We start from the raw sequence: 15,890 nt of genomic DNA on the forward strand, positions 1-15,890 counted from the left end.
CAATTATGCCAACTGTCCTTGCCACCAAAATATTGGAACCCCACCAAAAACAATTATTGCTGAATGCTGGAATATCTCTGGTAGAATATAATGCAATTAAAATTGAATTCATAGATTTTGATCCCGGGAAGAAACGTATCAAAAACGCAATCGTTACAAGTAAGAATGCTGCCAGGGCCATAATCAGAAAAAATCTTATAATTGAAAACTGTTTTAGCGTTGGAGAAAAAACAGCTTCCTTTTTAAAGAAATACAAGTATAATATTTCCGAAATTGCAGATTATGGAACTGCTTTAGCTGCTATAATTACTAAAAAATATCCGAATGAGAACTTCAGCTTTTTCTGCGGAGATAAACGTCGGGAGGAATTACCATCCATTTTAAAAGAAAATGGTATAGATTTAGAAGAAATTCAGGTCTATAAAACACGCTTAAATCCGAAGGAATTTCAACAGGAATTTGATGGAGTTTTGTTTTTCAGTCCCAGCGGCGTAAAAAGCTTTTTCAGCCAAAATAAAATAAAGAACAGCACTGCTTTTTGTATTGGTACCACAACTGCTTCAGAAGCAAAAAAAATTACAGATACTATAATAATTGCCACGAAACCAAGCATGGAAAATGTCATTGTGCAAGTGGTAAAAAAATACCGACATCATGATTAAAAACGATCTATTTTTAAAAGCATTAAAGGGTGAAACCGTAGAGCGACCACCGGTTTGGATGATGCGCCAGGCAGGAAGATATCTGCCGGATTTTATGAAACTGAAAGCGAAATATGATTTCTTTACAAGATGCCGCACCCCGGAACTGGCAACCGAGATTACCGTAATGCCAATCAACCAGATAGGCACAGATGCCGCGATCCTTTTTAGCGATATCCTGGTTGTCCCACAGGCGATGAATATCGAGGTGGAAATGAAGCCGGGTTTAGGGCCGTGGTTGCCAAATCCTGTTCGAACCATGGAGGATGTGAACAAGGTCATTGTACCCGATGTTCATGAAACTTTAGGCTACGTAATGGATGCCATAAAAATGACCAAAAAGGAGCTCAATGATGAAGTTCCCCTAATTGGTTTTGCAGGTTCTCCCTGGACTATTTTATGTTATGCGGTACAAGGGCAGGGCTCCAAGAATTTTGATATCGCCAAAAAATTCTGTTTTACCAATCCCGTTGCAGCACATACCCTATTGCAGAAAATAACCGATACCACCATCGCCTATTTGAAGGCAAAAGTTGCCGCGGGTGTGGATGCAGTGCAAATATTTGATTCCTGGGGAGGAATGCTTTCCCCTACCGATTATCAAATATTTTCGTGGAACTATATGCAGCAAATTATAGATGCGTTAAAAGATGAAACCCCTGTGATCGCTTTTGGAAAAGGCTGCTGGTTTGCGCTGGATACCATGGCAAAATCAGGTGCTTCGGCTTTAGGAGTAGACTGGACCTGTTCTCCGCTTCACGCACGTTATTTAAGCGGTGGGAAGATCACGCTTCAGGGTAATTTTGATCCTTCCAGATTATATTCCCCTCCGGCAGAGATTAAGAAAATGGTGCATCAAATGATCGATGAATTTGGAAAAGACCGTTACATCGTTAATTTAGGCCACGGGATCTTACCCGATATTCCGGTAGAAAATGCCCGGGCTTTTGTAGATGCAGTTAAAGAATATAAGCCAAGATAAAAAATGGCAATAGTGGCAGGGATTAAAAGTTTAAATTTTTGGCAACTTTTTAAATTGGCAAAAGTTCTGATTTTAAAACCTTTATTTATAGTTCCAACTTATAAGGCTACCAAAAAAACTGTTAATGTTTGTAATGCGTACTTCGGAAAAAAGCATCATAAAAACAATAGCACCAATGCCTTCAGGCATGCATTATGGAATTTCCTGATTTGTAAAAAATGTTATAAGGTTTCAAATTCTATTGAAAAAACCTCTCTATGGGCTGAAAAAATTACAAGTCTTCATGAGCTGCTGTCCCCAAATAGCGAATTGGCTAAAATCATGGATCTGCATAACAACAGAATAGGAAGGGAACTTTTTGAAAATAATACTTCAAATAGTATAGATATTATAACACTTCTTGAAGAAATGATGGAAAACGCGGTGCACGTAAACAGTATTGAAGAAATTAAAGCCGTACAAAGCAGGTTGGTTTTTATTGAAAAATTAGAAACTCAATTATGAAGAAAAAGTTTTATAGCTACATAGAGAAATTACAGGACACCATCACGACCAAACTTGAAGAAGTAGATGGGTCGGCAAAGTTCCGCGAAGATCTTTGGGACCGGAAAGAAGGTGGAGGGGGAAGGACCCGCGTTATTGAAAACGGGACTGTTTTTGAAAAAGGCGGAGTCAATATTTCAGCGGTGCATGGGCCACTTCCCGCGGCGATGCAAAACTATTTCAATGTTGGGGAAGTCGATTTTTATGCCTGTGGCTTAAGCCTTGTCCTTCATCCAAAAAACCCAATGGTTCCCACCGTTCATGCAAACTGGCGTTATTTCGAGATGTATGATAAACAAGGAAATATATTAAAAGATCAATGGTTTGGCGGCGGACAGGATCTCACTCCTTATTATTTAATTGAAGAGGATGTCGTACATTTTCACCAAATTTCGAAAAATGCCTGTGACAGGCATCATCCTGAATTTTACTCCAGATATAAAAAGCAGTGTGATGAATATTTCTGGAATTCCCATCGCGAGGAAGCACGGGGAATAGGCGGTTTGTTTTTCGATTATTGTAAGGCCACGGAAGAAATGAGCATTGATGACTGGTTTAATTTTGTAACCGAAGTTGGGGACAGCTTTCTGAAGGCCTATGTTCCCATTGTTGAAAAACGCAAGAATTTACCGTATTCAGAAGAGAACAGAACCTGGCAGGAAATAAGACGGGGTCGCTATGTAGAATTCAACCTGGTCCACGACAAAGGCACCCTTTTCGGATTAAAAACCAATGGGAGAATTGAGAGTATTTTGATGAGCCTTCCTCCACATGTGCAATGGGTTTATGATCATCATCCAGAAAAAGGCAGCGAAGAGGAAAAATTACTGGAGGTATTGATGCAACCTAAAGCCTGGATCTAAATACAGCAAAAAAGTGCTTTGTCCTGCCTGGAAATAAAAAAATATAATTAAAGGTTCAAACCTGAAACCTGAATTTTAAACTATTAAGAGATGTTAAGAAGAAACAGAAGATTGCGAACAGACGAAGTAATACGTTCCCTGGTAAGGGAAACTATTATTAGCCCAAATGACTTTCTGGTGCCTTTATTTATCGTTGAAGGAAAAAATGTAAAGGAAGAGATTGCTTCAATGCCAAATTATTTCAGGTTTAGTCTGGATCTTCTGGAAAAAGAAGTGAAAGAATTGTGGGATCTGGGGTTGAGATCTGTTTTGTTGTTTGTGAAGGTTCCCGATAATTTAAAAGACAATGCAGGAACCGAAGCTTTAAATCCCGATGGCTTGATGCAGCGTGCAATTAAATCCGTGAAAAATGCAGTTCCCGAAATGCTGGTAATGACAGATGTTGCTTTAGATCCCTATTCCTCTTTTGGACATGACGGGGTGGTTGCCGATGGAAAAATCCTAAATGATGATACCACTGCAATTTTAGCCGAAATGTCCCTTTCACACGCTATAGCCGGAGCCAATTTTGTTGCTCCAAGCGATATGATGGATGGCCGTATTTTCGAAATAAGAAGTCTTCTGGAAGATGAAGGTTTCCACGATACCGGAATTATGAGTTACAGCGCTAAATACGCTTCTGCTTTTTACGGTCCGTTTAGGGATGCATTGGATTCTGCGCCGGGATTTGGAGATAAAAAATCCTACCAGATGGATCCTGCAAACCGGGATGAGGCAGTTAAGGAAACACTCATGGATATTGAGGAAGGAGCCGATATTGTGATGGTTAAACCGGGACTTTGTTATCTCGATATAGTTCGTGATATTAAAAATGCGGTAAATGTTCCTGTTGCCGTATACCAGGTAAGCGGGGAATATGCAATGATAAAAGCTGCTTCAGAAAAAGGCTGGCTGGATCACGATGCGGTAATGATGGAACAATTAACGGCCATAAAACGCGCAGGAGCCAATATGATCGCCAGCTATTTCGCCAAGGATGCGGTGAAACTTATTTCCTGATATATATCATAAGGTCTTATTGCTAAGGCATCTCCATTCCAGAAAGCCCAAATTTATAAGCTGTTACCGGATTATTTTTCTGAAACAGGTTTTAGATCAAAGATCTCGGGAAATTAAACCATCACTGAGGGATTAAACGGCTTTACCATTACTTTAGATAAATTGTAGGAAAGAATCATTAATTTAGCCTCCTCAAATGAAATCTAACCATGGGATTACTTATTCTTTATGCTACGCTGGCAATTTTCTTTTCATTTTTATGCTCTATTCTGGAAGCGGTTTTACTCAGCATTACTCCCACCTTTATCCGTGTTAAAAAAAGGGAAGGAAAAGCCTATGCAAATACTTTAAATCATTTCAAAAAGGATATTGACAAACCGCTCATCGCTATTTTAACTGTAAACACTGTTGCGCATACCGTGGGAGCAATTTTGGTAGGGGTTCAGGCGGAGAAAGTTTTTGGAGGCGGTGGAAATTCAGTAGGAATCGTATCTGCTGTTATGACCGTAGCAATACTAATTCTTTCTGAAATAATCCCTAAAACAATTGGTGCAACCTACTGGCAATCACTTGGAAAATTCACAGCCATAACTTTGCAAACCTTATTATTCCCCCTAAAATACACCGGGATCCTGTGGTTGATGATGCTCACCACCAAACTAATAGGGAAATCGGCGCATGTAAGTACCATGAGTAGGGAGGAGTTTCTGGCAATTACCGATGCAGCCGAGGAAGAAGGTTTTTTTGAAGAAAAAGAAACTACCGTAATTAAAAATCTGCTTGTATTTAAATCGGTAAAGGCAAAAGATGTAATGACACCATTTTCTGTAGCGACTATTGAAAATGAATCTACCAGTATTGAAGAATTTCACCGTGCTCATAAAAATCTAAAATTTTCCAGAATTCCGGTTTATAAAGATAAACCCAATAACATCACCGGATTCGTGCTTAAAGATGATGTTCTTGAGGAAATGATAGACGATAAAGGCCCGGAACCTCTTAGCATTCTAAAAAGAGATGTTTTCATCACCGATCCCAATACCCCAATTCCAGAGCTTTTTGAGATTTTTATTACACGAAAGGCGCATATTTCAATAGTAGCCGATCAATTTGGAAATACCATAGGATTGGTAACTATGGAGGACATTATTGAAACCCTCCTGGGACTTGAGATCATGGATGAGAGCGACCATATTGAAGACATGCAACTTATGGCGCGTCAAAACTGGGAAAAGCGCGCCAAAAAACTAGGCCTTATTCAGCAAAATGATTCTGAAAAAAAATCTGCCGAAGATGAAAATCTGTCTTAAAACTCCCTTGGGGATCTGTGAAATAACAGGTGAGGAGAATGGAATTTCAGGAATTAAGATCCTGGATGAAGAACAGGAACCAAGCGATCAAATTCCGGAGTTTTTAATTCCTGCAGCTAATCAAATCAATGCTTATTTCAGAGGGGAACTACAGGATTTCAGTTTAAAGCTAGATCCCAAGGGAACTCCATTTCAAAAAACAGTCTGGCAATCTTTGCTGGAAATTCCTTTTGGGGAAACCAACTCCTATATGGATGTATCTAAAAAATTGGGAGATGTAAAAGCAATTCGCGCAGTGGCAGCGGCAAACGGGAAAAATCCTTTATGGATTGTAATTCCCTGTCACCGGGTAATAGGCAGCGATGGCTCCCTTACCGGGTATGCAGGAGGATTGTGGCGGAAAAAATGGCTGCTGGAACACGAAAATCCTTCTTCCCAACAAAGTCTTTTTAACTTTTGATATTTCAAAAGCTTTAACTTTCAGAAGTATCAATGCTTTCTTCTCAAAATTGCTTAATTTTAGGAAGAAGTAATTGAACCTCACCTACAAAAAGTCTATAGATTCGATATGAAAATAACCTTAAGAATTCTTGGTGCCTTCCTGGTTTTTATCCTCTTCGGAATTTTGCTCCTTTACATTTTCAATTATGATTATATTCTTCGGGGATTTCAGGTGGTTTATATGCAGGGGCATACCACGGCTTACATAGATGATTATCCTGAATTTGATAACCGAAAAATCCCATCAGGGGATGCTTACCAGGCCTGGCCTCAACACAAAGAGTTTAACAGTGTTTCTCCTACAAAAAAGCTTCAGGAAACCAATGATGATCTGGGAACGGTAGCTTTTCTAATCATAAAAAACGACAGTATCTGGTATGAAAATTATGCCGAAGGATATTCGGACACCAGCCTAACCAATTCTTTTTCAATGGCAAAATCCATCACCACTGCTTTGCTGGGAAAAGCGATAAAAGAAGGATATATTGAAAGTTTGGAGCAACCTGTTTCAGATTTTTTCCCGGAATTTCAAAATTCGGAATTTTCCGCTTTAAGCGTTGGAGATCTAGCTTCTATGTCTTCAGGATTAAACTGGGATGAAGATTATTACAATCCATTCTCTGTGACGGCAAGGGTTTATTTTGATGAAGATATAAGAAACGTAGTAAAGGAACTTGAAATTGTTGAGCCACCGGGAACCGAATTTGAATACCTTAGCGGAAACACCATTTTACTGGGAATGGTTATAAATAAAGCAACGGGGAAGAATCTATCCACGTATTTAAGCGAAAGTTTCTGGATTCCGATGGGGATGAAAACAGATGCCAAATGGCAACTGGACAGTAAAGAAAGTGGAATGGAAAAGGCTTATTGCTGTATCGCTTCCAACGCAAAGGATTTTGCCAGATTTGGGAAACTATTCAAAGACCACGGAAAATGGAATAATGAGCAATTAATTGAATCGGCATTTATTGCAACTGCAACTACTCCACGCTTTGAAGATTCTCCGGAATATGGCTACGGATTCTGGCTTAGCCACTATAAAAACAAAGATATCTTTTATATGCGCGGCGTTTTAGGGCAATACGTTATTGTAATTCCTGAAGATGACCTTATTATTGTTCGGCTTGGACATAAACTCATAAAACGTAAAGAAGAAGAGGACCATTCTCCTGACTTTTTTATCTACATAGATGAAACTTATAAAATGTTAAACCATGATTCATAAACTCAACCTGGAACATATTTTATTTCTTGACATTGAAACCGTGCCCGAGGAAAAGACTTTTAGTTCTTTAACTGAAGAAAGGAAAAAACTATGGGAAGACAAATCCAAATACCAGCGCAAAGAAGAGTTTACAGCTGAAGAATTCTATGACCGGGCAGGGATTTGGGCCGAATTTGGAAAAATTATCTGTATCTCGGTAGGCTTTTTTAAGTTTAAGAATGACCTACGAAGCTTCCGTATCACGACCTTCCAGGGAGAAGAAGAAAAACTTTTAAGGGATTTTTCGCTTTTACTTGAATCTCATTTTCAAAAACCCCATCACCTGCTTTGCGCTCATAACGGTAAGGAATTTGATTTTCCCTATATCGCCCGGAGGTTGATTATTCACAATCTGCCGCTTCCGGGAAAACTGGATCTTTTCGGAAAAAAACCCTGGGAAGTCCCTCATCTGGATACTTTGGAATTATGGAAATTCGGGGATTATAAACATTATACTTCGCTAAAACTCCTCACCAATGTGTTGGGAATTCCATCCCCAAAACAGGATATAGACGGATCGGAAGTTAGGGATGTTTACTATATAGACCGGCAACTTGGTAGAATAGTGAGTTATTGTGAACGGGATGTCCTGGCAATTGCCCAGGTGGTATTAAAAATGCGGCAGGAAGAATTACTTTTGGAGACAGAAATAGTTTCGGTGTAAAAAATCGATTAACAAGTAGCAAACCCGAGAGGTTTGAAAAAGAATCAAGATCGTTCCGCCTTTGGCGAAACTGCAAGAATCAAGAACAAAGACTTGTTTTCAATTAACTGATAAACATTTAGTTATAATCCATTTTTTGAATTACCCCGGAGTGGAGAAAAAAAATTTATTTTTTAAATGGACCAATTTTTTTGAAAAGTCCGCAACATTCGTACTTGATCCCTTACAAGAGTTGAAAAGAAAATAATAATCAAAAACCTCGGGGCAAGACCACGAGTTATGAATTAGAAAATACTTTTAAAAATTCGAGGCAAATCTCGGGGAATTAAACCCTCAGTGAGGGATTAAAAACCAAAAAACCCGCTTCAAAAGAAGCGGGTTTGGTATTGTATCTCCTCCCTTTGGGGAGGCAGGGAGGGGCTTAAAAAGCAAACTTGATACCTTGTGCCAATGGCAACTCGGTAGTATAATTTATGGTATTGGTTTGCCTTCTCATATAGACTTTCCAGGCATCCGATCCGGATTCACGGCCACCACCGGTTTCCTTTTCACCTCCAAAGGCACCACCTATTTCAGCACCACTGGTTCCTATATTCACATTTGCAATTCCACAATCGGATCCTTCAACCGAAAGGAAATGTTCTGCTTCCCTTAAATTATTGGTCATAATGGCAGAAGATAAACCTTGTCTCACACCGTTCTGTAAATCCAAAGCATCTTCTACGTTTCCGGAATATTTCAGCAAATATAAAACCGGGGCAAAAGTTTCGTGTTGTACGATATTAAAACTGTTTTCTGCTTCTGCAATCGCAGGCTTCACATAACAACCGCTTTCATATCCTTTTCCTTCCAGTACACCACCTTCAACGATAATTTTTCCGCCTTCCTTCACTACTTCATCCAAGGCATGCTGATAATTCTTTACAGCATCTTTATCGATAAGGGGCCCTACATGGTTGTTCTCATCCAGTGGATTCCCAATTCTCAATTGGTTATAAGCAGCAACTACCGCATCTTTCACCTTATCATACATAGATTCATGAACGATCAACCTTCTGGTAGAAGTACAGCGTTGTCCTGCAGTTCCAACGGCTCCAAACACAGCGCCTATCACGGTCATTTTTATATCGGCATCGGGAGTAACAATAATGGCGTTATTTCCACCGAGTTCCAGCAAGGTTTTTCCAAGACGTTCGGCAACTTTAGAAGCCACTATTTTTCCCATTCTAGTAGATCCGGTAGCCGAGATCAAAGGGATTCGGGCATCGGTTGTCATCATTTCCCCCACTTTATGATCTCCGGTTACCAAACAGGAAATCCCTTCCGGCACTCCGTTTTCGGCAAAAACACGCGCTGCAATTTTTTGACAGGCTACAGAGGTGATAGGAGTTTTTTCAGATCCTTTCCAAACACAGGCATCTCCGCAAACCCACGCCAAAGCGGTATTCCAGGACCAGACTGCAACCGGGAAATTAAAGGCAGAGATAATTCCCACTACTCCAAGTGGATGGTATTGTTCATACATTCTATGCCCTGGACGTTCTGAATGCATGGTCAATCCATGCAACTGCCGGGATAATCCCACGGCAAAATCACAGATATCTATCATTTCCTGTACTTCTCCCAAACCCTCCTGGTAGGATTTTCCCATTTCATAGGAAACCAGTTTTCCAAGGGGTTCTTTCAACCTTCTCAACTCATCGTTGAATTTTCTCACCACTTCACCTCTAAGGGGTGCAGGCATTTTTCTCCAGGTTTTAAAGCCTTCGGTTGCCGAAGTCATCACTTTTTCAAAATCTTCCTTGGTAGTTGATTTTACCTTCCCTATCAATGCTCCATCCACCGGAGAATAGGATTCAATAATATCCCCGTTTCCAAAGAAATCCTTACCTGTAGAAGTACCTTCATTTATATCTTTAATCCCCAAATCTTTCAGGGCTTGCTTAATTCCGAATTCTTCTGCTACTCCACTCATTTATTGCTTGTTTTAATCTTGTTTATTGTTTGTTTGTTGCGAAAATAATAAAATTTAATCGTTTTCACCTTCAGCTAAAAATCTTTGATCTACCGGCATCACCGTTCCGCAGGAATCACAGGTTCTCAACTCCTTACTTTCATAGAAATGCCTAAAATGCTTCAAAAAATCCTTTTCAATATCATGCAGCGGGAAGTAAACTTCGTACAATTTATTGTTGCAATTATCACAAAACCAAAGTAAACCATCCTTGCCCTGCTCTCCCAATCTCTTGCGCTCAATCACCAGGCCGATGGAGCCCTCTTTCCTCACAGGGGAATGCGGTACTTTTCCGGGATGCAAATACATATCTCCGGGGCCTAATTCCATTGTTTTTTTCTCCCCATTCTCCTGAATATGGATTTCAATATTTCCTTCCAACTGGTAAAAAAGTTCTTCGGTTTCGTTGTAATGATAATCCTTACGTGCATTAGGCCCACCCACTACCATCACGATATAATCATTAGAATCCTTGTAAATATTCTTATTGCCAATTGGCGGTTTCAATAAATCCCGATTTTGTTCGATCCATTTATTGAGATTAAAAGGTTTATTTATAGTCATTTTCGGATATTTTTTTATATCCCTTAAAATTAAACAATATCAGGAACAATGACCTAAAGCTTAGCAAAATGTTTTGGGCGTGTGCCAAAAAATGGCATTGCGCTATCCGTTCCAAGTCCTCATCCCGAAAATAAAATTCGGGACTGCGGGCTTTTCACTGCTATCGCTCACGCAGGAAAAGAAAGGATAAAATCCGGTGAATTTGCTCTTTCCATTTTTAATGTAAATTTTACTACTTTTATAAACCTAAATTGAAGCAACATCAAATAACATTCCCATACCTGGGGGAGAGATCCTAACACCAAAATATCCACAAATGAGAAAACTATTAGTTCTGTTATCATTTACAACACTATTCGCCTGCAACCAGTCTTCCGTAGATAAAAAACCAGTAGGAGAGCCTACCCAAAAACCTGTTTCGGATAAGGTAGAATCCGATAATTTTGGAATTGTGATCCATGGCGGAGCAGGTACAATCTTAAAAGAAAACATGACCGATTCTCTTGAAATGGCTTATAAAGCTGTTCTGGAAGAAGCGATACGAGTGGGACATGGAATTCTGGCAAATGGCGGGACTTCCCTGGAAGCAGTGCAGCGTACCATCAATGTCATGGAGGATCATCCTCTTTTTAATGCAGGAAAAGGGGCTGTTTTTACCAATGAAGGTAAAAATGAGCTCGACGCCGCAATTATGGACGGAGAGACATTGAACGCCGGAGCAGTTGCAGGAGTTACCACAGTGAAAAACCCTATAAATCTGGCTTATGAAGTAATGGAAAATTCCCCGCATGTTTTATTGTCAGGAAAAGGGGCAGAACAATTTGCGAAGGAAAAAGGGCTTGAAGTTGTAGAGCCATTCTACTTTCATACAGATGCAAGATTTGAATCCTTACAGCGCATTAAAGATTCTGAAAAGACCGAATTGGATCACGATGCTCAAAAAACAGCATTTCTGGATCCCTTTATAAAAGATTCCAAATTTGGGACTGTTGGGGCTGTAGCCCTGGATAAAAACGGAAATATTGCGGCAGGGACTTCTACAGGTGGTATGACCAATAAAAAATGGAATAGAATTGGAGATGTACCAATAATTGGCGCAGGAACTTATGCCAATAATGCGACCTGTGCCGTTTCGGCTACCGGATGGGGAGAATATTTTATTCGCGGTGTTGTAGCCTATGATATTTCTGCGATGATGGAATATAAAAAAATGAGTTTACAGAAAGCCGCTTCCGTTGTGATCCAGGATAAATTAACCGAACTTGGCGGAGAAGGCGGAATTATAGCCATTGACAGTAAAGGAAATATTGCGATGGAATTCAATTCGGCAGGAATGTACCGTGCCGCGATGAATAAGGATGGAGAACTAACCCTTGGAATCTATGGTGAAAATGAAGATATGGAAGAATAAATTAGGTTTTAGTACTATTAAAAAACCCACGCAACATTTAAAATGTTGCGTGGGTTTTTATGGTTTCTAACACCATTGCCTTACCTCTTAAAACATCGCTCTTTGAAATAAGGCCAGATAATTTCTCCTTGACATCCTGAATTGGCATTAAATCAATACATCTGAAAAAGTGTCATCGCTTTGTAAAACATGGTTTGCATAGGAACATTCCGGAATTATTTTTAGATTTTCCTGCCTTGCAAATTCTACTGCTTCACACACTAATTTTTTACCTATGCCTTCGCCCTCAAATTCGGTATATACTTCTGTATGTTCTATCGTAATTCTACTTTCACCTGTCCAGGTATAAGTCATTGTTCCGGCTTTTCCATTTTTGCTTACCGCATCAAAATGTCCTTTTTTTTCTGTTTTTGTATGTTCTATTTTCATTCCTGTATTTATTTAAATTATGATTATAACCGCTAGTTCAACTTTCCGCCTTTTGCGACCCACCAGGGATGGACTTCCACTTTTAACCTTCCTGCCATCACCATAGGATCGAGTCTTGCCAAACTATCGGCTTCTTTTTGGGTTGGGGTATTATAAACTACAATTCCGCGCAACTCTCCATCATCACCCATAGGGCCAGTTAAACTAGTATAACCTTCAGTATACATTCTGCCTAAGTGTGCCATATGCTGTTCCTGAAGTTCTGCCTGGGTTATGGAATCCTGTGAACGATGCTCTCCGGATTTTAAAAAAACAATATAATATTGCTGCATCAGGTAGGTGGAATCCCCTTTTTTATAGGTGAAGGTTTGATAACCCTTTTCTTCCAATTCCTTAGCGATGGATTCTACATTCTCAGTTTCTACTGTAACTCTTGATTCTGAATGAATTCCCCTGATTTTTTCAACAGGTTGATCACAGGAGCTTATCATTAAAAGTAGACTAAACAGTATAATTATATTTTTCATCTGCAGCTATTTAATTCATTTTTATTGTTGTCCGATAAACATTTTTGTTAAAGCTGAAACCATACCTCCGTTATCCGATCCAATGCGATTTTTAAAAACAGACCTTACTTTTATAAATTTTTTAAATTATACTGATGATTAAAGTTCTAAAAAATAGGGGTTATAACTAAATGTTTACCGGTTAATTAAAATTAATACCTCCGTGATTAGTGTTGACCAGCTTTAAACATTAATTTTCAATGGTACCTGTTTTTATCTCCGACTGATCTCGCTGATTTTCGCAGAAATCAATCTTCATTGCGCCATGAATACAGGAATAATTTTGTCTATTTTCTTTTTTCTATTTGTCTTGGTTCTTGATTTTTACAGTTCCGCAAAAGGCGGAACGATCTTGATTCTCTACCGGACAGTACTGATTCATTTTATGATACTTACCAATTAAGATAGGGTTTTTTGCTTAACTGAGAGTTGTAATACCGAATATCTCCGGTTACTTCCACTCCCAGCCAATGCGGTTTTAGAAATTTATCATCCTCAGACTTTAATTCGATTTCTGCTATTATCAGGCCTTGATTCTGCCCGTGAAATTCGTCTACTTCAAAGATGTGATTTTCATTACTTACCAGGTATCGATCTTTTTCTATGATTCCCGGCTCACATAATTTCAACAAATTTTCAGCTTCCGTTACTGCTATTTCCTTTTCCCACTCAAATCTGCTCAATCCATTTTCGCTGGATTTCCCTTTTACGGTAAGAAATGCCTTTTGACCATTGATCCTAATCCTGACGGTTCTCTCCGGATGTGTATTTAAAAATCCCTGGATGATCCTGGTTTTTTGGTATGCATCAGATTTAAAAGCCTCCGATTTCACCAAAAATTTTCGTTCAATTTCTGTCATAGTTGATTTTAAATGGAGAAAGAAATTTTCTTAATTTCATCAGATTCTATCCTATTCTTTTTATAACCATGTTTTGTCACGATAAGCATTGCTTTTGCAATTGTTTCGGGATGAATAGCGCGATATTTCTTTAAAGGTCCCAGCATTAAAAAATTGAATATCTTCATGGCATTTTTGGCCAGGTTCTCAAAAAACCTTTTTTCCTCCCTGTCTCCTGAAATAAGGGATGGCTGAAAGATATAAGTGTTTTCTATATTTTGAGACAGCACAGCTTCCTCCATTTTACCTTTGATTTTATTGTAAAATACAGAACTATTTGCAGCTGCGCCAAGGGCCGAAATCACCAAAAAAGTATTAATTCCATTTTCTTTACAAAGCCGGGCCGCAGTTACCGGAATTCCGGAATCAATTTTCCGGTAGGTTTCCTTATCCGGGGTTTTGCTTTTTGTGGTTCCAATACAGCAAAAAACCTCATCCGCCTTAAAAAGCTCCATATATTCATCCAGCCGAAACATATCGATGAGATGTTCTTCGATCTTCTCATCCCTAACAGCAACAGGAGATCTTGAAAAGAGTATAATTTTTTCATAAGCTGGATCTTTTAATAATTTCTGAAGCAAAATTCCCCCGGTTAATCCGGTGGCTCCTAATAAAATAGCTGTTTTCATAATTCCTTCAATCTTAAATTTAATAAAAATCCGAAGTCTTTTAGCTTCTGTTTCATTGTTGTCCGGTAAATATTTTTGTGAAAGCTGAACCCTCATATTCATTGGACATTCCAATGAAGTTTTTAATAAACAAACCTTACTTTTCTGAATTTAAATTAGAAATAATACCTAAATGTTTATCGGTTAACTCAAATCAAGTCTTTTCTCTTGTTTCTTGCAGTTACGCCGAAGGCGGAACGATCTTGCCTCTTTACCAGACATTACTGTTTCTTTTTATAAAGATAGGATTTTGAGTTTGATTTTTTAAAAAAGTTAGTTCATCCAATGTTTTTGTCTTTGTCTAAGGCTTGACAAAACGAAGTTTCATTAAATTTACAAAGTGGAAAAGCATATACTTTTAAGGAAAATTATCCATGTGGATATGGATGCATTTTATGCCTCCGTAGAACAACTGGACAATCCCGAACTACGGGGGAAAGCAATAGCTGTAGGAGGCAGCGAAGAGCGTGGGGTTGTGGCTGCAGCAAGTTATGAGGCCCGGAAATTTGGTGTGAAAAGCGCAATGAGCAGCATCATTGCCAAACGAAATTGCCCGGATTTGATCTTCGTAAAACCAAGATTCGATCGCTACAAAGAAATTTCAAATCTGATAAGAGCCATCTTTCTTGAGTATACAGATCTGGTAGAACCCCTCTCTCTGGACGAAGCCTACCTGGATGTTAGCAGTAACAAAAAAGGGAATCCCAGTGCAACCCTTATTGCTCGTGAAATTCGGGAAAAAATAAAGCACAAAACAGGATTAAATGCTTCCGCAGGAATTTCCATCAATAAATTCATTGCAAAAATTGCCAGCGATATCAATAAACCCAACGGACAAAAAACTGTAAATCCCGAGGATGTTCTTAAATTTCTTGAAAAACTTCAAATACGGAAATTTCACGGGGTTGGAAAAGTTACCGCTGAAAAGATGTACCGGTTAGGAATTTTTAACGGATTGGATCTAAAGCAAAAGGACCAGAAATTTCTTATAGATCACTTCGGAAAAAGCGGGGAATTCTACTATAATGTTGTTCGCGGAATTCACCATAGCGAGGTAAAGCCAAACAGAATACGAAAATCGCTGGGGGCAGAAAGAACTTTTGACACCAATATTTCTTCTGAAATTTTCATGCTGGAACGCCTGAAAAATATTGCTGAAGAAATTGAACGCCGACTCCAAAAAAGCAAGGTCGCCGGAAAAACCGTTACTTTAAAAATTAAATACAGTGATTTTACGCAACATACCCGCAGTAAGACCCTACCCTATTTTATTTCCTCAAAAGAGCTCGTACTGGAAAGCGCGAAGGAGTTGCTTTACCAGGAGAAAATGAAGGAATCGGTACGGCTTTTAGGGATATCACTTTCCAATTTAAATACTGAAAAAAGAGAGAAAAAAGAAGAAATTGCTGTTCAGCTTAAGTTTGACTTTTAATCCCTCATTAAGGGTTT

17 protein-coding genes are annotated in these 15,890 nt (G+C 39.0%); 11 read left to right on the forward strand and 6 right to left on the reverse strand.

From position 1 onward, the window contains the following. Positions 1–5 precede the first annotated feature (5 nt). The 9 genes from ACKGJN_RS02235 to ACKGJN_RS02275 all read left to right on the forward strand — a co-directional run bounded on the left by ACKGJN_RS02235 (position 6) and on the right by ACKGJN_RS02275 (position 7,890). On the forward strand, positions 6–662 hold the full coding sequence (locus tag ACKGJN_RS02235; RefSeq protein ID WP_409537795.1) for a uroporphyrinogen-III synthase: 657 nt from the start codon (positions 6–8) through the stop codon (positions 660–662). Next, entirely contained in the window at positions 655–1,683 is a 1,029-nt protein-coding gene (gene hemE, locus ACKGJN_RS02240; protein WP_409537796.1) for a uroporphyrinogen decarboxylase, read from the forward strand. The genes ACKGJN_RS02235 and hemE overlap by 8 nt, the downstream gene beginning before the upstream one ends. A 3-nt stretch (positions 1,684–1,686) precedes the next feature. Then, positions 1,687–2,187 carry a DUF6973 domain-containing protein gene (locus tag ACKGJN_RS02245; RefSeq protein WP_409537797.1) on the forward strand — a complete coding sequence of 167 codons (501 nt, stop codon included), beginning with the start codon at positions 1,687–1,689 and terminating at the stop codon, positions 2,185–2,187. Next, positions 2,184–3,089 carry an oxygen-dependent coproporphyrinogen oxidase gene (gene hemF / locus ACKGJN_RS02250; RefSeq protein ID WP_409537798.1) on the forward strand — a complete coding sequence of 302 codons (906 nt, stop codon included), beginning with the start codon at positions 2,184–2,186 and terminating at the stop codon, positions 3,087–3,089. Before ACKGJN_RS02245 ends, hemF begins: the two co-directional genes overlap by 4 nt. A 90-nt stretch (positions 3,090–3,179) precedes the next feature. Further along, positions 3,180–4,148, forward strand: coding sequence for a porphobilinogen synthase (gene hemB / locus ACKGJN_RS02255; protein ID WP_409537799.1), 969 nt, complete (start codon positions 3,180–3,182; stop codon positions 4,146–4,148). 209 nt (positions 4,149–4,357) lie between these two features. Further along, the gene (locus ACKGJN_RS02260) at positions 4,358–5,458 is read left to right on the forward strand and encodes a CNNM domain-containing protein (RefSeq protein ID WP_409537800.1); all 1,101 of its coding nucleotides are present in this window, start codon (positions 4,358–4,360) and stop codon (positions 5,456–5,458) included. Next, the gene (locus tag ACKGJN_RS02265; protein ID WP_409537801.1) at positions 5,442–5,918 is read left to right on the forward strand and encodes a methylated-DNA--[protein]-cysteine S-methyltransferase; all 477 of its coding nucleotides are present in this window, start codon (positions 5,442–5,444) and stop codon (positions 5,916–5,918) included. The genes ACKGJN_RS02260 and ACKGJN_RS02265 overlap by 17 nt, the downstream gene beginning before the upstream one ends. A gap of 108 nt (positions 5,919–6,026) precedes the next feature. After that, positions 6,027–7,187, forward strand: coding sequence for a serine hydrolase domain-containing protein (locus ACKGJN_RS02270; protein ID WP_409537802.1), 1,161 nt, complete (start codon positions 6,027–6,029; stop codon positions 7,185–7,187). After that, positions 7,177–7,890: a 3'-5' exonuclease gene (locus ACKGJN_RS02275; RefSeq protein WP_409537803.1), complete on the forward strand. Its 714-nt coding sequence runs from the start codon at positions 7,177–7,179 to the stop codon at positions 7,888–7,890. The genes ACKGJN_RS02270 and ACKGJN_RS02275 overlap by 11 nt, the downstream gene beginning before the upstream one ends. 421 nt (positions 7,891–8,311) lie before the next feature. Here the strand turns inward: ACKGJN_RS02275 and amaB are convergent, their stop codons facing one another. Together amaB and ACKGJN_RS02285 are read right to left on the reverse strand one after the other, a co-directional pair. Continuing rightward, entirely contained in the window at positions 8,312–9,865 is a 1,554-nt protein-coding gene (gene amaB / locus ACKGJN_RS02280) for an L-piperidine-6-carboxylate dehydrogenase (RefSeq protein ID WP_409537804.1), read from the reverse strand. A 54-nt stretch (positions 9,866–9,919) separates the two neighbouring features. Then, on the reverse strand, positions 9,920–10,468 hold the full coding sequence (locus ACKGJN_RS02285) for a 3-hydroxyanthranilate 3,4-dioxygenase (protein WP_409537805.1): 549 nt from the start codon (positions 10,466–10,468) through the stop codon (positions 9,920–9,922). 316 nt (positions 10,469–10,784) lie between these two features. Here ACKGJN_RS02285 and ACKGJN_RS02290 point away from each other — a divergent pair, with 316 nt between their 5' ends. Continuing rightward, positions 10,785–11,879, forward strand: coding sequence for an isoaspartyl peptidase/L-asparaginase family protein (locus ACKGJN_RS02290; RefSeq protein WP_409537806.1), 1,095 nt, complete (start codon positions 10,785–10,787; stop codon positions 11,877–11,879). Positions 11,880–12,026: 147 nt separating this feature from the next. On the opposite strand, the gene ACKGJN_RS02295 is transcribed toward ACKGJN_RS02290, so the two are convergent. From ACKGJN_RS02295 to ACKGJN_RS02310, 4 genes are all read right to left on the reverse strand, one after another. Then, on the reverse strand, positions 12,027–12,308 hold the full coding sequence (locus ACKGJN_RS02295; RefSeq protein ID WP_409537807.1) for a GNAT family N-acetyltransferase: 282 nt from the start codon (positions 12,306–12,308) through the stop codon (positions 12,027–12,029). A 32-nt stretch (positions 12,309–12,340) separates the two neighbouring features. After that, on the reverse strand, positions 12,341–12,835 hold the full coding sequence (locus ACKGJN_RS02300) for a YciI family protein (protein ID WP_409537808.1): 495 nt from the start codon (positions 12,833–12,835) through the stop codon (positions 12,341–12,343). Positions 12,836–13,266: 431 nt separating this feature from the next. Beyond that, positions 13,267–13,734 carry a CYTH domain-containing protein gene (locus tag ACKGJN_RS02305; RefSeq protein WP_409537809.1) on the reverse strand — a complete coding sequence of 156 codons (468 nt, stop codon included), beginning with the start codon at positions 13,732–13,734 and terminating at the stop codon, positions 13,267–13,269. An 8-nt stretch (positions 13,735–13,742) separates the two neighbouring features. After that, a complete protein-coding gene (locus ACKGJN_RS02310; protein ID WP_409537810.1) occupies positions 13,743–14,402 on the reverse strand; it encodes an NAD-dependent epimerase/dehydratase family protein in 660 nt (219 codons plus the stop codon). A 379-nt stretch (positions 14,403–14,781) separates the two neighbouring features. Between ACKGJN_RS02310 and dinB the strand changes: the two genes are divergently transcribed. Beyond that, complete coding sequence (dinB, locus tag ACKGJN_RS02315) at positions 14,782–15,873, forward strand: DNA polymerase IV (RefSeq protein ID WP_409537811.1); 1,092 nt, start codon at positions 14,782–14,784, stop codon at positions 15,871–15,873. Positions 15,874–15,890 lie beyond the last annotated feature (17 nt).

Origin of the sequence: Gillisia xinjiangensis (assembly GCF_046298265.1) — a bacterium.
GTDB lineage: Bacteria > Bacteroidota > Bacteroidia > Flavobacteriales > Flavobacteriaceae > Gillisia > Gillisia xinjiangensis.